The 14,959-nt window shown below is 40.1% G+C and carries 18 protein-coding genes; 10 read left to right on the forward strand and 8 right to left on the reverse strand.

Translation table 11 applies throughout. The features are described 5' to 3' along the window. The first annotated feature begins 147 nt into the window (after window positions 1-147). Window positions 148-375 carry a hypothetical protein gene (locus ACFX4L_RS23155; RefSeq protein ID WP_377386894.1) on the forward strand — a complete coding sequence of 76 codons (228 nt, stop codon included), beginning with the start codon at window positions 148-150 and terminating at the stop codon, window positions 373-375. Between the two features lie 191 nt (window positions 376-566). Here ACFX4L_RS23155 and ACFX4L_RS23160 read toward each other — a convergent pair whose 3' ends face one another. The 6 genes from ACFX4L_RS23160 to ACFX4L_RS23185 all read right to left on the reverse strand — a co-directional run bounded on the left by ACFX4L_RS23160 (window position 567) and on the right by ACFX4L_RS23185 (window position 6,124). After that, window positions 567-755 carry a hypothetical protein gene (locus ACFX4L_RS23160; protein ID WP_061461991.1) on the reverse strand — a complete coding sequence of 63 codons (189 nt, stop codon included), beginning with the start codon at window positions 753-755 and terminating at the stop codon, window positions 567-569. 89 nt (window positions 756-844) lie between these two features. Next, on the reverse strand, window positions 845-1,048 hold the full coding sequence (locus ACFX4L_RS23165) for a YheE family protein (RefSeq protein ID WP_061461992.1): 204 nt from the start codon (window positions 1,046-1,048) through the stop codon (window positions 845-847). Between the two features lie 63 nt (window positions 1,049-1,111). Next, on the reverse strand, window positions 1,112-2,308 hold the full coding sequence (locus ACFX4L_RS23170) for a YheC/YheD family endospore coat-associated protein (protein WP_377386891.1): 1,197 nt from the start codon (window positions 2,306-2,308) through the stop codon (window positions 1,112-1,114). Beyond that, complete coding sequence (locus ACFX4L_RS23175; protein WP_284471521.1) at window positions 2,305-3,672, reverse strand: YheC/YheD family endospore coat-associated protein; 1,368 nt, start codon at window positions 3,670-3,672, stop codon at window positions 2,305-2,307. The genes ACFX4L_RS23170 and ACFX4L_RS23175 overlap by 4 nt, the downstream gene beginning before the upstream one ends. A gap of 3 nt (window positions 3,673-3,675) precedes the next feature. Beyond that, a complete protein-coding gene (locus ACFX4L_RS23180) occupies window positions 3,676-4,746 on the reverse strand; it encodes a YheC/YheD family endospore coat-associated protein (protein WP_377406350.1) in 1,071 nt (356 codons plus the stop codon). Between the two features lie 16 nt (window positions 4,747-4,762). Then, on the reverse strand, window positions 4,763-6,124 hold the full coding sequence (locus ACFX4L_RS23185) for a YheC/YheD family endospore coat-associated protein (RefSeq protein ID WP_377406352.1): 1,362 nt from the start codon (window positions 6,122-6,124) through the stop codon (window positions 4,763-4,765). A 137-nt stretch (window positions 6,125-6,261) separates the two neighbouring features. Between ACFX4L_RS23185 and ACFX4L_RS23190 the strand changes: the two genes are divergently transcribed. From ACFX4L_RS23190 to ACFX4L_RS23210, 5 genes are all read left to right on the forward strand, one after another. Next, window positions 6,262-7,401, forward strand: coding sequence for a DUF445 domain-containing protein (locus ACFX4L_RS23190; protein ID WP_377386884.1), 1,140 nt, complete (start codon window positions 6,262-6,264; stop codon window positions 7,399-7,401). Window positions 7,402-7,474: 73 nt separating this feature from the next. Continuing rightward, window positions 7,475-7,831: a YlbF/YmcA family competence regulator gene (locus ACFX4L_RS23195; RefSeq protein ID WP_061461998.1), complete on the forward strand. Its 357-nt coding sequence runs from the start codon at window positions 7,475-7,477 to the stop codon at window positions 7,829-7,831. Window positions 7,832-7,978: 147 nt separating this feature from the next. Further along, window positions 7,979-8,845 (forward strand): Cof-type HAD-IIB family hydrolase, encoded by an 867-nt coding sequence (locus tag ACFX4L_RS23200; protein ID WP_061465992.1) that lies wholly within the window; start codon window positions 7,979-7,981, stop codon window positions 8,843-8,845. Window positions 8,846-8,959: 114 nt separating this feature from the next. After that, window positions 8,960-9,232, forward strand: coding sequence for a transcriptional regulator SplA domain-containing protein (locus ACFX4L_RS23205; protein ID WP_311627337.1), 273 nt, complete (start codon window positions 8,960-8,962; stop codon window positions 9,230-9,232). After that, a complete protein-coding gene (locus ACFX4L_RS23210; protein WP_377406354.1) occupies window positions 9,229-9,588 on the forward strand; it encodes a hypothetical protein in 360 nt (119 codons plus the stop codon). The genes ACFX4L_RS23205 and ACFX4L_RS23210 overlap by 4 nt, the downstream gene beginning before the upstream one ends. A gap of 258 nt (window positions 9,589-9,846) precedes the next feature. Here ACFX4L_RS23210 and ACFX4L_RS23215 read toward each other — a convergent pair whose 3' ends face one another. Next, complete coding sequence (locus ACFX4L_RS23215; RefSeq protein WP_377406357.1) at window positions 9,847-10,296, reverse strand: DinB family protein; 450 nt, start codon at window positions 10,294-10,296, stop codon at window positions 9,847-9,849. A gap of 271 nt (window positions 10,297-10,567) precedes the next feature. On the opposite strand from ACFX4L_RS23215, the gene ACFX4L_RS23220 reads away from it, so the two are divergent. The 3 genes from ACFX4L_RS23220 to ACFX4L_RS23230 all read left to right on the forward strand — a co-directional run bounded on the left by ACFX4L_RS23220 (window position 10,568) and on the right by ACFX4L_RS23230 (window position 12,001). After that, window positions 10,568-10,888: a hypothetical protein gene (locus tag ACFX4L_RS23220; RefSeq protein ID WP_377386879.1), complete on the forward strand. Its 321-nt coding sequence runs from the start codon at window positions 10,568-10,570 to the stop codon at window positions 10,886-10,888. 128 nt (window positions 10,889-11,016) lie between these two features. Continuing rightward, on the forward strand, window positions 11,017-11,412 hold the full coding sequence (locus ACFX4L_RS23225; protein ID WP_377386876.1) for a hypothetical protein: 396 nt from the start codon (window positions 11,017-11,019) through the stop codon (window positions 11,410-11,412). Between the two features lie 103 nt (window positions 11,413-11,515). Further along, complete coding sequence (locus ACFX4L_RS23230) at window positions 11,516-12,001, forward strand: HIT family protein (protein ID WP_377406359.1); 486 nt, start codon at window positions 11,516-11,518, stop codon at window positions 11,999-12,001. A gap of 159 nt (window positions 12,002-12,160) precedes the next feature. Here the strand turns inward: ACFX4L_RS23230 and ACFX4L_RS23235 are convergent, their stop codons facing one another. Continuing rightward, window positions 12,161-13,039: a dimethylarginine dimethylaminohydrolase family protein gene (locus ACFX4L_RS23235; RefSeq protein WP_284471512.1), complete on the reverse strand. Its 879-nt coding sequence runs from the start codon at window positions 13,037-13,039 to the stop codon at window positions 12,161-12,163. A gap of 479 nt (window positions 13,040-13,518) precedes the next feature. On the opposite strand from ACFX4L_RS23235, the gene ACFX4L_RS23240 reads away from it, so the two are divergent. Continuing rightward, on the forward strand, window positions 13,519-14,959 hold a 1,441-nt coding region (locus ACFX4L_RS23240), incomplete at its 3' end, for a long-chain fatty acid--CoA ligase (protein ID WP_377386870.1).

Here is a 14,959-nt window from a genome sequence, read left to right on the forward strand (position 1 = left end):
CAGGCAAAAATTCAAAGGGAATCTCAAAAAGGGGTTCGGAATTTTTTAATTCCGAACCCCTTTTGTCTACAAACTGAAACAACTTCCGTGAGGAAGTTGTTTTTTTATTCTTTAAATAATAACAAATCATAAGGAATGTCCGGTCAAATGATCGCACGGACATTAGGGCTATTGATGTTTGGAATGGTTGAATACTTTACCGATAATTTAAAAACACAGGTTATGGATTTTATCAAAACTCGTGAAAAACTGGCAAAGGAAATTAATATATATGTAAAAAGTTCAAATGAAAAAGAAGCACTTGCACAATCTAGAAATGGTTATGAAAAAGTGAGAGGGGAAATGTTCGGGGTATTGACAGTATTTGGTATATAAGGATATTTGATCCTTGAATTAGGGGTGTACTAGTCATAGCTAAAGGAAAAGAGCTTAGTTCGTATTTTCTTTTTGTCCTTATGTACCTCTATTGAAAACTTAGTCGGATTTCTACCTGACCTATAGAATTGGTGATTCACTCTTTGTATTCCGATTGGTTCAGGGCCCTCCAAAGAGAGCCCCTACTGGGTTTATTTATTGATATTGGGATCTGTTTCATCATAAAAATCATGTGCTTCCTCGATGTTTTGAAGGTTAGCTACTTCATACACATTTCCGCCTGCCATTCCTTCATTGATGATACGGTCGATATCCAGGAAAACAGAGTCCTTGCCATCATATTCGGTATCCTTCAAAAATGTCATTTTTTCTTTATCCAAAATAAATCCCTCCAGCCTTTTCTTTAGTTTAGGCAAAGGAGAGTTTTTTATACTGTTCAGGGGTTTCAAAATCAAAAGGGGGATAGGGTTCATTCATATACATGATAGACCATTAAGTCATGTATCATGCTTTTTAGTTTGGTTTCTTCTGTTTCAGAAGGTTTGTTGGCTGTCCACTCGATGGATCCATCTTTATGATATATGGCTTGAACTGCCTGCTTGTTGAAATAAAAGGAAATTTTCCATCCTGGCAAATTTTTATGCAGTGGTGACCATTGAAAATGGGTGATCATATGTATAACCTCCATATATGCTGTCTCTCATTTCATTATAATGGAAAGCGGCAGCTGGAGGTGTTATTTTATTTTCAGGTTGGAAAAAGTTAATTCGATGAAAAGGTTTTTTAAATGCAAAAGCCTGTTGACTTCAATTTCCTCTTCATCGAACTGCATGGGCTTTGAGTTCACTTCGTATATGAAGAGCGAGCCTGTTTCGTCTTCCCCAATATCAATGGAAAACTCACCGAGAAAACCGACTTTATTAGAAAGAATCTCTCCGCATTTTTGAGCGATATTCGCTAATTTTAGATTCAAGCTTCTTGATTGCAGGTTTTGATAAGGGAAAAGCTTACCCCCTTGTGGAGTGTGGGTAGTGATTTCCTGAGTTTGTGACATCCTTACTGCTTTGCCGGTCACTTTATAAAAACCTTTTTCATAATGGACGAGAATCCGGTAATCGTAACGATGTCCAAGAAGTTTTTTTGGGCTGATCGCCTGTTGGGCAAGGTAGCTTCTTTTTAATAAATCCTTTTTTTTCGTTTCCCAGAATGAGGTGAAATCAGGGAAGGATTCACTATGCTTCAGGCTATTGAACAAAAGCGTATCATCATGATTTTTGATGATCGTATAAATGCCCTTCCCTTGGCTTCCTTTGCAGGGTTTAAGGTATATATGCCTGTGGGTTTCCAGAAAAGCATCCAGGCAATCGCTGTTCCTTAGAATCATGGTGGGTGGAAGGTGATTGGTGAGGGATCCATCTTCCATTAAAGCTTCGAACATTACATATTTATCAAGAAAACAAGGGTTGAATAAGTTCATTCTATATTCTTTAAGGTGAGTGATAAGACGTTGGAATTCCTCTGACGCCTCATAGCCCCTTGAGGGGATTCGGTTATAGACGATGTCTGGGAGCGGCATCTTACACTCAATCCACTTGTTTGAAATGGAGGAAAAAACATACCCTCTCAACGTCTCGGAGTGAAGGGCATTTCCTGTGAATGCAAAGGTCAGAATCCCGTGCTTCAATAAAAATGATGATAGGTCCCGAAAAAGGGTCAAGTTTCCTCCCAAGCCTGATTCCTTTTTGGGATTGGAAGCAGTCAAAATTCCAACGACAAGCATCCGGTTACCTGGAAATACTGTGATTGGAATTAGGGGTTGATTCAAATGGTCCTTTTTATAGCTTATTTCCTCTACGGCAGCTCCGGCGAAAAGTTCCGCATTCTCTTCGGTGTGGTACCAGTTTTCAGAGGGGATATCGTAGAAAATGTTCATCGCTGTACACTGATTGAATTTGTAATGGTCTGTTCCGTAAGATAAATGGCATAATCAAGGCTTAGCTTTCTGGTTAGCAATTCGAAATCCTTGAGCTTTGGATGGGAAAAGATAGAACGTCCTGGTTTGGAATTGGCCTCAAACATCCAAACCTGCCCTTTTTTATCCAATCCAAAATCAAAACCTATTTCTGCAATGATGCCGTCCAAGTGCCTTTCCATACTATCACTTAAAACCAGTGCAGCCTCCGATAGCTTTCGTTCGACTTCTTTCGCCTCATCGTCATCTCCAAACAGTTCGGCAACCGTTTTGATGACGCCCCCGCTTTTAATATGGGTCGTGACGCTGCCGGCACCGGCTATTTTTGCGGCGATCGCGGTTACCTGCCATATTCCATTACTGTCCTTGTTCGTATGGACCCGGAAATCTACAGGGCGTTTTTCAGATCGAATTAATGGGACGCCCTGCTGTACGATAAGATTCTCAAGGGGTCGGTCATGAAAGATATGTTTAACGATGGCTTCCAATGTGGAAAACTTTTGCAATTTATTTTCTTTTGCCTCATTTTTATAGCGGCAATAGTAAACATCTTCATGCTTATCATAAATAATTTGATGAATGCCTAGTCCGAGACTGCCGTGAATTGGTTTAATATAAACTTGGCGGTAATGGGAAAGAAGGGTTTCCACCACGGATATGGATTGAAATGGATACGTTTCAGGTAAATAAGGCAGTGCCCGCTCATCCGCGCATAACCTTTCATTTACATCCCATTTATTGAAAAAACCTGGATTATACCATGGAATGGTATATTCTTTTTGAAATTTATGCTTCACCTCTTTTGGTCCATCGCGGTTTTCCGTCAAACGATTGGGGAGGCGGTCATAGATGACATTTGGAAAAGGAAATTCACAAATGTGCCAGTCATCGTTCTCAAACACATAACCTTTGATTGTCTCCTCATCCCAATTGATTACATTTTCTCCAAAAACAAAGGGGATACAGCCTGTTGTCCGGCTCAGTGAAAGGAGCTTTGCAAAAAAATCCGATCTCTCCCCCAATGGTTTGTTGGAAATGCCAGTGAAGCCTGAAGAAAAAATTCCGACAAGCGGACCAATATGGATGCTCTTGCCGTATATGAATAAATGAAGAGGAATATCGGTCTGATCGAATATTAGCGATTCCGCAAGACTTTCTGATAGGACGATTGATTGATTGATGGCCGGGTTTTGTTTAACGATGGCAGGACATGAATGCCGCCCGAAATAAATTAATTCAATCTCTGCCAAATCTCCAAGCTCTGAAGGGTAGAATAGAACATTGCCAGGGATAGCGGCAATTTCGGCAGGATAAGTCTTTCTCACTTTCTATTCACCTGCTTTCTGAAGATGATCGGCTAAATACCGGCTATATTGAAATGGTGCACGATGAATATCTTTCATGGCCTCCGGCTGAATTGCCTGAATGATTTTCCTGCCGGGTTTCGAGTTGATGTCCATTATCCATATTTGCCCTTTTTTATCGATACCTAGATCAATTCCCAACTCGAATAACCTTTCAAAAACGGCCTCGGTTTCTCTAGGAAGGGTGCGAAGGATATGCTGGATCTTTTGTTCGACAGCAATCGAAATCGTTTCCGGGTTTTTTTTGATGAAAGTATCCAATGAAATGGCTTCCCCGCCCGTGGCGAGATTTGATGTAATTCCGTCTTTTTGTCCAGTGCGAATTCCGCGGCCCCGTTCCATCCATTGATTCTTCTCGTTTTTTTGTAGTAAAATTCGTAAATCGAATGGCTCGTTTTTTTCGTTGCAAAGATCCAAATATGGCTGGCAAAGGTAACGGTATCGATTTAATAAATGATGCAGCCATTTGTTCAGCTGAGATGTGGAGGTGAATTGGCGATCGTATTTGGTGCCTTTTTTCGTCATGGAAACCAAAGTTCCGTCTGCGGTTTTTGATAGAAGATAGATACCTGTACCGCCTGCACCGAATTCAGGTTTAATAATCACCTTATCCAGGCGTTCCAAATGATCGGTAATATCTTCAGGTGTTGTCACTTGAAAGGTCTCTGGGAAAAATGCCTGTAGGAGTGGATGATTTTTTAGGATTTGGTAAACTTCCCATTTACCAGGAAGTCCAAGCCCTAAGAAATTCGAGTTATCTTTTAACCAATCGATTTTATCTCGCGTTTCCGTTGACTCACGGGATAATCCATGAAAACAGCGATCATATACAAAATCAGGTAAATCAAAGGACGTTGGAATCCATGTTTCATTCTCGGCATCAAAATGCTCGCCCCGCACTTTTTTTAGATCCCTATCAATATTTTCCGGTGTGAATTTACAAACTTTCATATTAAATGATTTAGCGGTTTTGGCTATTTCGGTGAAGTAATTGTTTTCATGTGAATCCGACGTGGCCATTAATCCTATTAACACGTGCTAGCAACTCCTTTTATGGATAGTTTTCGCGGTTAAGGACGAGCATGAAATCTATGATGGATTTTACTGATGGACGAAAGATTTCATAGCTGCCTTGAAATTTTTTCGATGGTTTCGAATTCACTTCAATGATCCATGGGTGTGTATCGGTATCCAGTGCTAAATCGATTCCGAGCTCGCCGAATGAATCGTCATGGTTTTCGACCAAGGCCTGGGCTGCGTTTTTAGCCAGCCGTACGAGCTTTTGATATATGTGGCTGGCTTCATGAAGGTCAAATGCTTCCCTTAGGAAATCTGGCCCGTTTTTCATTAATCCGCCTTGTGCAAGATTGGAAACAATAGTGCCTGGGTCTCCAATCCGGGCAACCATTGATGTAACTTTCCATTGAAGCTGATCATTCCGGTGAAGCAGTATGCGGAAATCAACTTTTCTCTGATCAGTTTCGAAAAGGGAAATCCCCTTTTGAAGAATGAAGGCTTGTTTTCTGGAAAATCTTTTTAAGGCGTTATACAATTTTTCATCCGTATCTGCAAAATGTACATCCCGGAGATGTCCGGAGTGCTCGATTTTCCATTTTTCAGCTACTTGCGTTAACCTGCAAATATTCCTGCCTTGACTGCCAGATGCCGGTTTGAAGTAGATTACCGAATGCTTTTCTATAAATGTCAAGAACGGCTCCTTTTTGTTAAAAGGTATCGTATCAGGCAAATTTGGCAGCAAATCATTTTCTGAGATCAATAGCTCATGTACATCATATTTGGAAAGGAACCTTCCATTGAACATCGGTATCGACAGTGCCTCCAGTTCATTTTTGAACAGCTCGAAAGAATGCGATGCTTCAAGTTTGCGCGAATGAATCCTGTTATAAAAGACATCAGGAATGGGGAGGGGCAAGATGTGCCAGCCATCTGGCCCTGTCTGATATCCTTCTACTACTCCATCTTTAAGCGACTGAAGTTTTACTAAATAGAAGGGGATACCCTGTTGATTACAGTATGATTTCATTTCCTGATAAAATTTTTCCATTTCGCCGAATGTCCCGTCTTGCAAGGGAGTCTGGTTCATGAGTGCAGCGAAGAAAGGGCCTATTTTGATTGACCTTCCTTCCTTATGAAATGAGACGGAAATTGGATCTGGAAAAGCAGGTAAGGATAAAATCTGGTTCATGTCAAATGAAAGTTTCAATGTAGGCATTGATGAAGGGAATGGTTGGACAAGCACAGGGACGGAACGGCATCCAGCCATGATCGTAACGGGTTCTCCAAATTGAAGGCCCCATTCCTCAAATAGTTTTTCTTCGATAAACAGAAGCGCCTTCTTTCTAGTCACTGCAGGGTTTACCGTAATGAAAACTTTCTGATGGTTAAGGTTCATAATAATTCCCCGTTTGCACTAAGTTTGATATCCTTTTATAATTAAATGATGGGCAAAAGTGGATAACACATTCTATGTTTTTTTTATCAGAAGGTGTCATTAAGCCCATAGTTCAAGCAATAAAAGGAGAAATTTTCTTGGATGAGTTTTGGATAAAGATACTGTTTATGGTCGTCGTAGGTGCTGTAATAGGAGGTTTCACCAATTTATTGGCTATCCGAATGCTATTCAGACCTTATAAACCAATCTATATTTTCGGGAAACAGCTGCCGTTGACACCAGGGTTGATCCCGAAGCGGCAGGATGAGTTAGCGAAACAGTTGGGTAAGTTGGTGGTTGATCATTTAATCACGGCAGAGAGCATCCAAAGTAAAGTCATCAATGATGCCTCTATACAGAATATGAAAATTTTCGTTCAGGCAGAAGTAAAGAAAGCATTGTCCACGGAAAAAAGTACTGCTCAATTGCTTGATCAATTGGGAATGAAGAATTCTTCATTCTCGATAGAACAGAGATTACAAGCATTCATTCTTGGTAAATATGAAACATGGTCGGAAGAGAACCGGAACAAAAGCTTGAAGGATATCGTCCCGCCGCAGATTCAGCAAAAAGCCCTTGACTCGATTCCTGATATGTCACGATTCATCGTAAAAAAGGGAAAAGAGTATTTTAACAGTGCAGAAGGCAAAGGCCGTCTTGAAGACATGTTGGATGATTTCTTCAAGGAACGGGGCAAGATGATCAATTTAATTCAGATGTTCATTGGAAACGAAAAGTTAATTGATAAGATCCAGCCGGAAATCATAAAATTCTTTGAACAATCCCGAACGATTGATATATTGTCAGGGATGATGATGAAAGAGTGGGGAAATCTGGAGAAATGGGATGTAGAGAAAATCGAGGAATTGATCGGTAAAGAAACGATTAGACAATTGATTACCGAAAAAACGGCAGAAATGATGCCAGTCTCTTCTATCATGAATAAGCCAGTTCGAGAATTGACAGCCAGTTTCACTAACACCATTGTGGAAAAAGGTGTCCCGATTTTCGTGGGAAAAGGTGCCGAGTATTTAATCAATCATTTTCAGCCGCTATTCCAAAAACTTCACTTGGACGATATCGTGGAAGAACAGGTTTCGTCATTTTCGGTGTCCCGGCTTGAGGAAATGGTCGTTTCAATCACTAAGAGAGAATTGTCCATGATCACATACCTCGGGGCTTTGCTTGGTGGAATCATCGGTTTATTTCAAGGTTTCGTAACTGTTTTAATAGGATGACGTGTAATTCTCAAGCGGATTTGTTATAGTGGAAAAGATGTAGGAATACAATGATTACAGGGAGGGGAAATAAATGAATAACGTATATGATGCAGCGTACGAAATGGAAAAGGCGATTAGGGCAAGTAATGAATATGCCGACTTGCAACGCTTATATGATCTTGTCAATTCTGATGAAGCAACAAAAGGAATGTTTGAAAACTTCCGCAATCTGCAGATGTCATTGCAGCAAAAGCAAATGATGGGACAGGAGATCGCTCCAGAAGAGGTTGAGCAAGCACAAAAGACGGTACAGCTTGTCCAACAAAACCCAACCATCTCACAATTGATGGAAGCTGAACAACGGATGAGCATGGTAATCGCAGACCTCAATAAAATTATCATGAAGCCGCTTGAAGATTTATATGGCTTGCCTGAGCAACAGCAATAAGAGTTGGAGACTCCCTTCTATAATGGTTGGGAGTTTTTTTGTTCCCAAGAATGTACCGTATGCAAGGGTCATGAACTACTATTTGTTCTACTCTCTAAATTTTAGTCATAAATTTGAAAGAGGATACTACAGATGGGGGAGATCAGCATGGTATATCGTCTACTTGCGGTCAATATCGACGGGACATTGCTCCAGTCGAATGGCCGTTTAAATAAATCGACTAAAGAAGCAATCGATTATGTACACCAAAAAGGTGTCCATGTTGCACTTGTAACTTCAAGAAACTATCATTCAGCAAAAAAAGTGGCCAAAGCCCTAAAAATAAATCCGATGATCGTTGCTCAGCAAGGAGCTTTTGTCGGAGCTTCCATTGAAAAGCCCATTATGGTAAAAAGAATTTCAGAAGAACTGACTGCAGAGCTTGTACAAATGCTTGAAAAGGCCACGTGCCAAATTTTGCTCGTCCATGAAAAATACTCGCTGGGAAATCGGGTGAACCTCCCGGAGAATTTACTTGGCAAAACGGTTATGTATCTGAATGATCAAAATATTTATGCGCAAAATTATGTGGATGATATCAGTGAAGAGCTCATTGACCAGCCGATGGCCCCTACGAAAATGGATATAATATTTTCAGAAAAAAGTGATCAAAATGATATGCTGAAATTAATAAAGGAAATGTTCCCTGAGGTAGATGCAATCTTGCATCCAGGACATAAGCTGACAATTGTTCCAAAGGGTGTTTCTAAATGGAGTGGTGTATTGTATTTAGCTGATCATTTAGAGGTGAAAAGAACGGAAATCGTCTCGATTGGAGATGGATTGGATGATATGGAGATGATTGCCTGTTCTGGTCTGGGTGTTGCCATGGGCAATGCGGATGAGGAAGTTAGGAAAGTGGCAAAATGGGTGACGCGCTCCAATGATCAAGATGGTGTGGCCTACATGCTAAGGGAATTTTTCCGGAAACAGCATCCAATCGATTTTCTGCAGAAGATGAATATGCTTAAGTGAATGTCGGGCTCCTTCATATAGAAGGGGCCCCATTCACATAATGCCGCTTTACGAGGCCTGGTATTTGTCATAAATAATTCTAAGCATCTTTCCATAAACTAAAGGAAATCAGTAATGGAAAGGAAGAATTCAATGGGTGTAATCAACGCGAAAGAGGTTCAAGTCGGCGACGAGGTTTTTGTGATTTATAATAATCCCCATGTTCCTACCGTTTCGAATATAAGGGCAGCGGAAATTGTCCCGCATCCCAAAGATCCAAATGCAGTTGCCTTGTTCTTGAACGATACATTTCATACTATTGAAGATGATGATGCATTGTTCTCTTCGGAAGCCGCAGCAGAAAAAGCATACAGTGATTATATGGATAACCAGGACCAGATGACTTGAGAAGACGTGTACGGAGAAAGAATGAAAAAATGAAAGCCCTCGCCTTAGCGGGGGCTCATTTTGATAATTGGCCTACAGCATCGATCTTCGCAGAAGCGCAGAATTTGACCCATATGAAAAGTTTTCGTCAAATAGCCGCAAGATTGACCATTTCGCCATACGTTATAAAACCTTTGAAAGGTTTCTCTAGTTTTTCATTCAGGCGTTCTTCGGGAATGGAGAGAAGGCGGTCGTATTATTCTTTGAATTGTCGACTCAGTACTTCAATGGCTGGAACGGCGTTTATCCATTCGGAAGGACTAGTGCCTTCAGCGAATGAATCAGCATATTACGCAGGGAAATTGCCGACTTTTTAGGGTGGTCAAGAAAGAATTTTTCCGATACAAACAGGGGGTGACCTAGATGCCATTTAATGTTGTTGTTGAAACCCTATGGTTAAATGGTTGGAAGTCAGGGGTAATGCGATCAATGGTCATTTCAAAAAAATCCCCTCTAATAAATTAGAAGCGTTACTTTAATGGGTTCATATATGTAACTCCTATTATGCATGAAATCAAATCCTTGTTCATAAAAAAAACTGTCACCCATTTTCAGAGTGACAGCCTGTGGCTTAATCAGTTAGTAGATTGAATGAAGAGTTTCATTGCATGAATTTGTCCAATGTGATTGGCTTCGTGCAAGACTACGAAATTAATGAATTCCCCCACTGTTTCCATTCCGTTGAAAGGCTTTGCTGTTTTCTCTGTCAATCGTTCTTCAGGAATTTCAAGAAGTCGGCCAAGTTGTTCTTGCAGCTGTTGCTTTAAAACTTCAACGGAAGGTACATCCCCGGTCCAGTCGGAGGGTTTCGAGCCATATCCAAATAGCTGGCTGTAATTCGCTGGCAATTCACTGTTGGATTTCAATAAAAAATTTTCGGCTGCAGTAAGGACATGTCCAAGATGCCAATGGATTGTATTATTAAAACCTTCAGGCTGCACATCCATGAACTCTGGTTTGATTCCCTCGATTTCTTTTAAAAGACTGCTGCGCATAACCGTTAGCTGATTTTTTACATAATTCATTTTACATTCCCCTTTCAATCTCTTTTTAATAAAGACTATCTCTTGAAATTATAGCAAGGATATTTCAATATTATCAAACTTTAGACATGTCTTTTCAAAAGGTTTGGAAGAAGGGGCCACAATGATGTTGACGACACAGTCGGCGAAAAAGGTATACAAAACGATGGTTGAGCAGGCAATGCAGGAAACTGAGCTGATTTTGATGGTAAAAGGCTGATAATGGATCACTTGCTTTTCGAATCCTTCAGATGAGAAGGACTCTGTACTCTTATTGGAAGGATATAGTCATCTGGGCTCATTATTATTGAAACATGAAGTGGATGGGAAAATCATTACAGATCTCGATGAAATGCTTTCCTCGTTAAGCAGCCTGGCAGGGTACCATTTACATTATCATACTGGTGTGGGTGTGGGTCTCTGTTTAGGCAAGCTTCTGTTCACGACGATTTTAAGCATCCCCTTTGTCAAAATTTCTTTTTCCAAAAAAGTCAATCGTTCACTCATCCGATTGACAGGTGTGATAAGCATGGTTTTCGGTTGGGTTTGGTTGAACGCAGGCTATAGCCCAAGGGATACCGGGGGCATGAACTGACAAGTAAAAAACTTGAGGTTTTTTTTACTGCTTAAAACGATAAACATTCCTATTACTCTTTTGAGTGGACTAGTATAATGAAATATATTGGATAAATAATCCACCTAGGTATGAGGAGATGACATGTAATGAAAAGGAAACCATTCCTGCTTGCACTTAGCCTATTATCAATAACATTTACCGCAGGTTGTACAACAAAGCAAGAACATATTTCCATTCAAAAATATGAAGGTAAAAACTACAAATTCGAAGCATATAAAGAAAAGATAGAGATTGAAAGAACAGAAAAAACAAAAGAGATAATTAAGAATGCTGACTGGGACAAATACGAGTTGGAGAAAGGTCATCCTAAGGCGGACTATATCTTTTATTTTAATGATGATAAAGATGAAGGGAAGATACCCGTGTATTATGTTTGGGTTAATTCCGAAGAAAATAGTGTGGAATTGACGCGGGATAAACATAGCCAGTTTGTACAGTTAAATAGAAAGGATTCTGAAACGCTTTTAAGACTGTTGCACTAATTAAAAGAAAGTGGATATCCAAGTCCTGTCATTTCAAAAACATTATAGAAATCTATGTACATTAACGAAAATCAGTTAGTTAAGTACTCTTTTGGAGGGATTTATGAGGAAAATGACTTTGTTTAATGGAAAAACGATTGAAATCGAATGTTTAAGCTGTGCTTTAACGAGTGGGGAAATAGAAGCGGATGGTGGTGCAATAGTCGAAACCGAGTATTTTCATGCTCACCAAGACGTTGCATATCCCATTGTAGGTTTAGTTATTTTAGCATCCAAACGCCATATTAAGTGCTTTGATGAATTATATGACTTGGAGAAGGTTGATTACATAAACATATTATCCAAGATTAGAAAAGCTCAAAGGGAGGTACTAGGGATAGAACATGTTTATTATTTTTACAATGAGGATACTCCCCACCACTTTCATACTTGGATAGTTCCTCGATATGAATGGATGTACGATTTTGGACGTTCGGTGGAATCTGTTAGACCGGTTTTGCTCCATGCAAGAAATAAGTTGAATAATGATGAAAATTTTAAAAGTGTACTTGATGGAATCAAGGCTTTAAAAAAAGAACTAAACCCTTAATTATTCCTTGTTCCTCAAACAGATGCGGGAGCTCCATAAAAATAAAGAGACCACTCAAGCGGTCTCATTTGTTTGTACAAAAATCAACAATAATGTTTGAAAAAGTTGAATTAAACCGGGCTTCAAAAGGGCAAGTCCGGTAAAATCTTTTCATTCTTCTCAGGCTGGATCAATCTTCTTATTCGTTGTCCTCAATAATGGCATGGTGCAACAACGGAAAGAGCCACCGGACTTGATGATTTCGCTTATATCAACTTCTATGACTTCGTATCCGCGTTCACGAAGGTGACTATTTACCTTTTTATTACATGGGAGGCTGAATAATTTTTTATTCCCAATGGAAAGCACATTGGTCCCTAATGTGAATTGTTCTTTTATAGTCACCTCAATTATGTCATAACGTGAAGCTAATAAATCCAACTCTTTTTTTGTAAAGGACTCTGGAAAAATAAGCGCCTCTGTTGGTGATATGATATTGAAAACGCAGTCTAAATGAAGGAATTTTTCAATGAAAGGCACCGCAATGATTTCGTATTCCGGTAATATGGTTTGGAGATGCTTAATAGATGTTTCATTCGTTCTATCACTGACTCCAATATAGATGGTTTTTCCGTCGATAATGACATCCCCTCCCTCTATATGGTTTTCGCGGAGGTTGAAAAATGGGATACCATTCGTTTCGAGCCAGGATTTCAATAATAGTTCCTCACCCTGCCTGATACCTGTAGCCATCTCGGCTACGTAAACGGTATTGCCAAGAGTGAAACCGATATCTCTCGTAAATACCTGTTCTGGATATGTATATTTAGGCGGAAGTTTGATGACTTCAATCCCTTCATGTTCAAGTGCCTTAATAAATTGGGCGTGCTGCTCCCTGGCAAGTTCCTTATCGATATTTTTTTCTATAAACTCTTTTTGCGTTTCGTTAATGATTTCACGGATTTCCATATAACGAGGTTCACATACGATCACCCGTGATAGCTTTGAATATTCGCTCGCACAATATGCCTCAAGTTCTTCGTTTATCTTGTTTACCATAAATGAGCTCCCTTTTAAATATAATTGTATCTTTACTATTACCTCTTTTTCTGGAAAGAAACATAAAAAATAGGTCGTTGCCTCGCTAATCTTTGTCTTTAACTTAAAAACGGGCCGTTGACCTATAATTCCGACATTCTTAGAACTGCAGCTGAACGATTAGAATATTTTTAAAAAAGGATCTGGTTGATATTATCCCCTTAAAGTAGACAGTGTAAAAAGTCCATGAAAAAACATGGATGTTACACAATTTCTTGGAGGGAATTTTATTATGGCTAAAAAAAAGGGGGTAATTTTCAAACTTATTCAGAGGAATTCAAGATTCAGGTTGACCAAAGTTATTTAAATAATGAGGGTAGCCAATCTGCTATAGCGAAAAAGTATGGTCTTAAAAGTAAAAAGCACCTAGGGATAAAGGATTATTTTTTTTCTGGTCGAATATATAATGAATACGTTTTCAATACAAGGGGGAGATTGGAATGATGGATACTCCATTAATCATGACTCAAATCATTGAGAGAGCTGAAAAATATTTTCCGAAGAAAGAGGTAGTTTCGCGTACGGATGGTGGAATTCACACTTTTACGTATGCTGAAATTGCTGCGCGTACAAGAAGGCTAGCTAGTAACCTTGAAAAATTCGGTATTAAAACAGGTGACCGTGTTGGAACACTTGCCTGGAACCATCATCGGCATTTAGAAGCTTATTTTGCGATTCCTTGTCATGGCGCTGTCCTACATACAATTAATATGCGTCTCTCTCCTCAACATGTTTCTTATATCATCAATAGTGCGGAAGATCGATTATTACTGATAGATCCGGATGTCATCCCCCTGTTAGAAGCGATTAAAGATGAGTTAACGACCGTGGAAGGATATATCTTAATGACCGATAAAGATGAGCTGCCTGAAACGACACTTTCACCAATTTATCATTATGAAAAGTTATTAGCCGAAGGGAATCCAAAACAGCCCTTCATTCAAGCTTTGGATGAAAATGCTCCTGCCGGCATATGTTATACCTCCGCCACGACCGGGAATCCAAAAGGTGTGGTTTATTCACATCGCGGGATTTTGTTGCATGCGATTGCACTGGGACTTGCTGATTCTACAGCAATAAGCGAACGGGATGTGGCCCTTGCAGTCGTGCCCATGTTTCACGTGAATGCTTGGGGCATGCCTTTTGCCAGTGTTTGGTTTGGCACTAAGATGGTTTTGCCTGGACCCTACTTCACCCCAAAAATTTTGGCAGAGCTTATAGAAACGGAGAAGGTTACAATTGCAGCAGGGGTTCCGACGATATGGCTGGGCCTATTGAAGGAGCTGGAAGAAGGTAGCTATGATATGAGCAGCATTCGCGCAGTTTTATGCGGAGGGTCGGCTGCCCCAAAAAGCATGATTAAAACCTTTGAACAAAAGTACGGGATTCCATTCCTGCATGCCTATGGAATGACTGAAACAAGCCCGCTCGTTTTTGTTTCCAAACCAAAAAGCTACCAGGAAGACCTCCCTGAAGAAGAACTATATGAGTTGAAGGCCAAGCAGGGCCTTGTCTCGCCAATGATTGAAATTAAAGTGATCGGCCAGGACGGCGAAGTAAAACCTGATGGAAAAGAAATGGGCGAATTACTAATTAGAGGTCCATGGATTGCGAATGAATATTTTAAGGATGAGCGGTCAGAGGATACATTTAAAGATGGCTGGCTTTATACCGGGGATGTTGTCACGATTGATGAAGAAGGATTCGTGAAAATCGTCGACAGGACTAAAGACTTGATTAAAAGCGGCGGTGAGTGGATTTCTTCCGTTGATATAGAGAATGCATTAATGGCCAATGAAGGACCCTTTGAGGCGGCGGTGATTGCAGTGCCTCACGAAAAATGGCAGGAACGACCGATTGCTTGTGTTGTTTTGAAAGACG

The sequence above is a fragment of the Peribacillus sp. YIM B13482 genome (assembly GCF_042787975.1).
Lineage (GTDB): Bacteria > Bacillota > Bacilli > Bacillales > DSM-1321 > Peribacillus > Peribacillus simplex_A.

Bases quoted from the DNA above. Each gene is read 5' to 3' on its own strand.
- ACFX4L_RS23235 (WP_284471512.1), bottom strand. From the start codon at position 13,039: ATGGTAAACAAGATAAACGAAGAACTTGAGGCATATTGTGCGAGCGAA.
- ACFX4L_RS23170 (WP_377386891.1), bottom strand. From the start codon at position 2,308: ATGAACATTTTCTACGATATCCCCTCTGAAAACTGGTACCACACCGAA.
- ACFX4L_RS23155 (WP_377386894.1), top strand. From the start codon at position 148: ATGATCGCACGGACATTAGGGCTATTGATGTTTGGAATGGTTGAATAC.
- ACFX4L_RS23205 (WP_311627337.1), top strand. From the start codon at position 8,960: ATGGAAAGGAAGAATTCAATGGGTGTAATCAACGCGAAAGAGGTTCAA.
- ACFX4L_RS23225 (WP_377386876.1), top strand. From the start codon at position 11,017: ATGAAAAGGAAACCATTCCTGCTTGCACTTAGCCTATTATCAATAACA.
- ACFX4L_RS23230 (WP_377406359.1), top strand. From the start codon at position 11,516: ATGAGGAAAATGACTTTGTTTAATGGAAAAACGATTGAAATCGAATGT.
- ACFX4L_RS23165 (WP_061461992.1), bottom strand. From the start codon at position 1,048: ATGATCACCCATTTTCAATGGTCACCACTGCATAAAAATTTGCCAGGA.
- ACFX4L_RS23215 (WP_377406357.1), bottom strand. From the start codon at position 10,296: ATGAATTATGTAAAAAATCAGCTAACGGTTATGCGCAGCAGTCTTTTA.
- ACFX4L_RS23195 (WP_061461998.1), top strand. From the start codon at position 7,475: ATGAATAACGTATATGATGCAGCGTACGAAATGGAAAAGGCGATTAGG.
- ACFX4L_RS23200 (WP_061465992.1), top strand. From the start codon at position 7,979: ATGGTATATCGTCTACTTGCGGTCAATATCGACGGGACATTGCTCCAG.
- ACFX4L_RS23185 (WP_377406352.1), bottom strand. From the start codon at position 6,124: ATGAACCTTAACCATCAGAAAGTTTTCATTACGGTAAACCCTGCAGTG.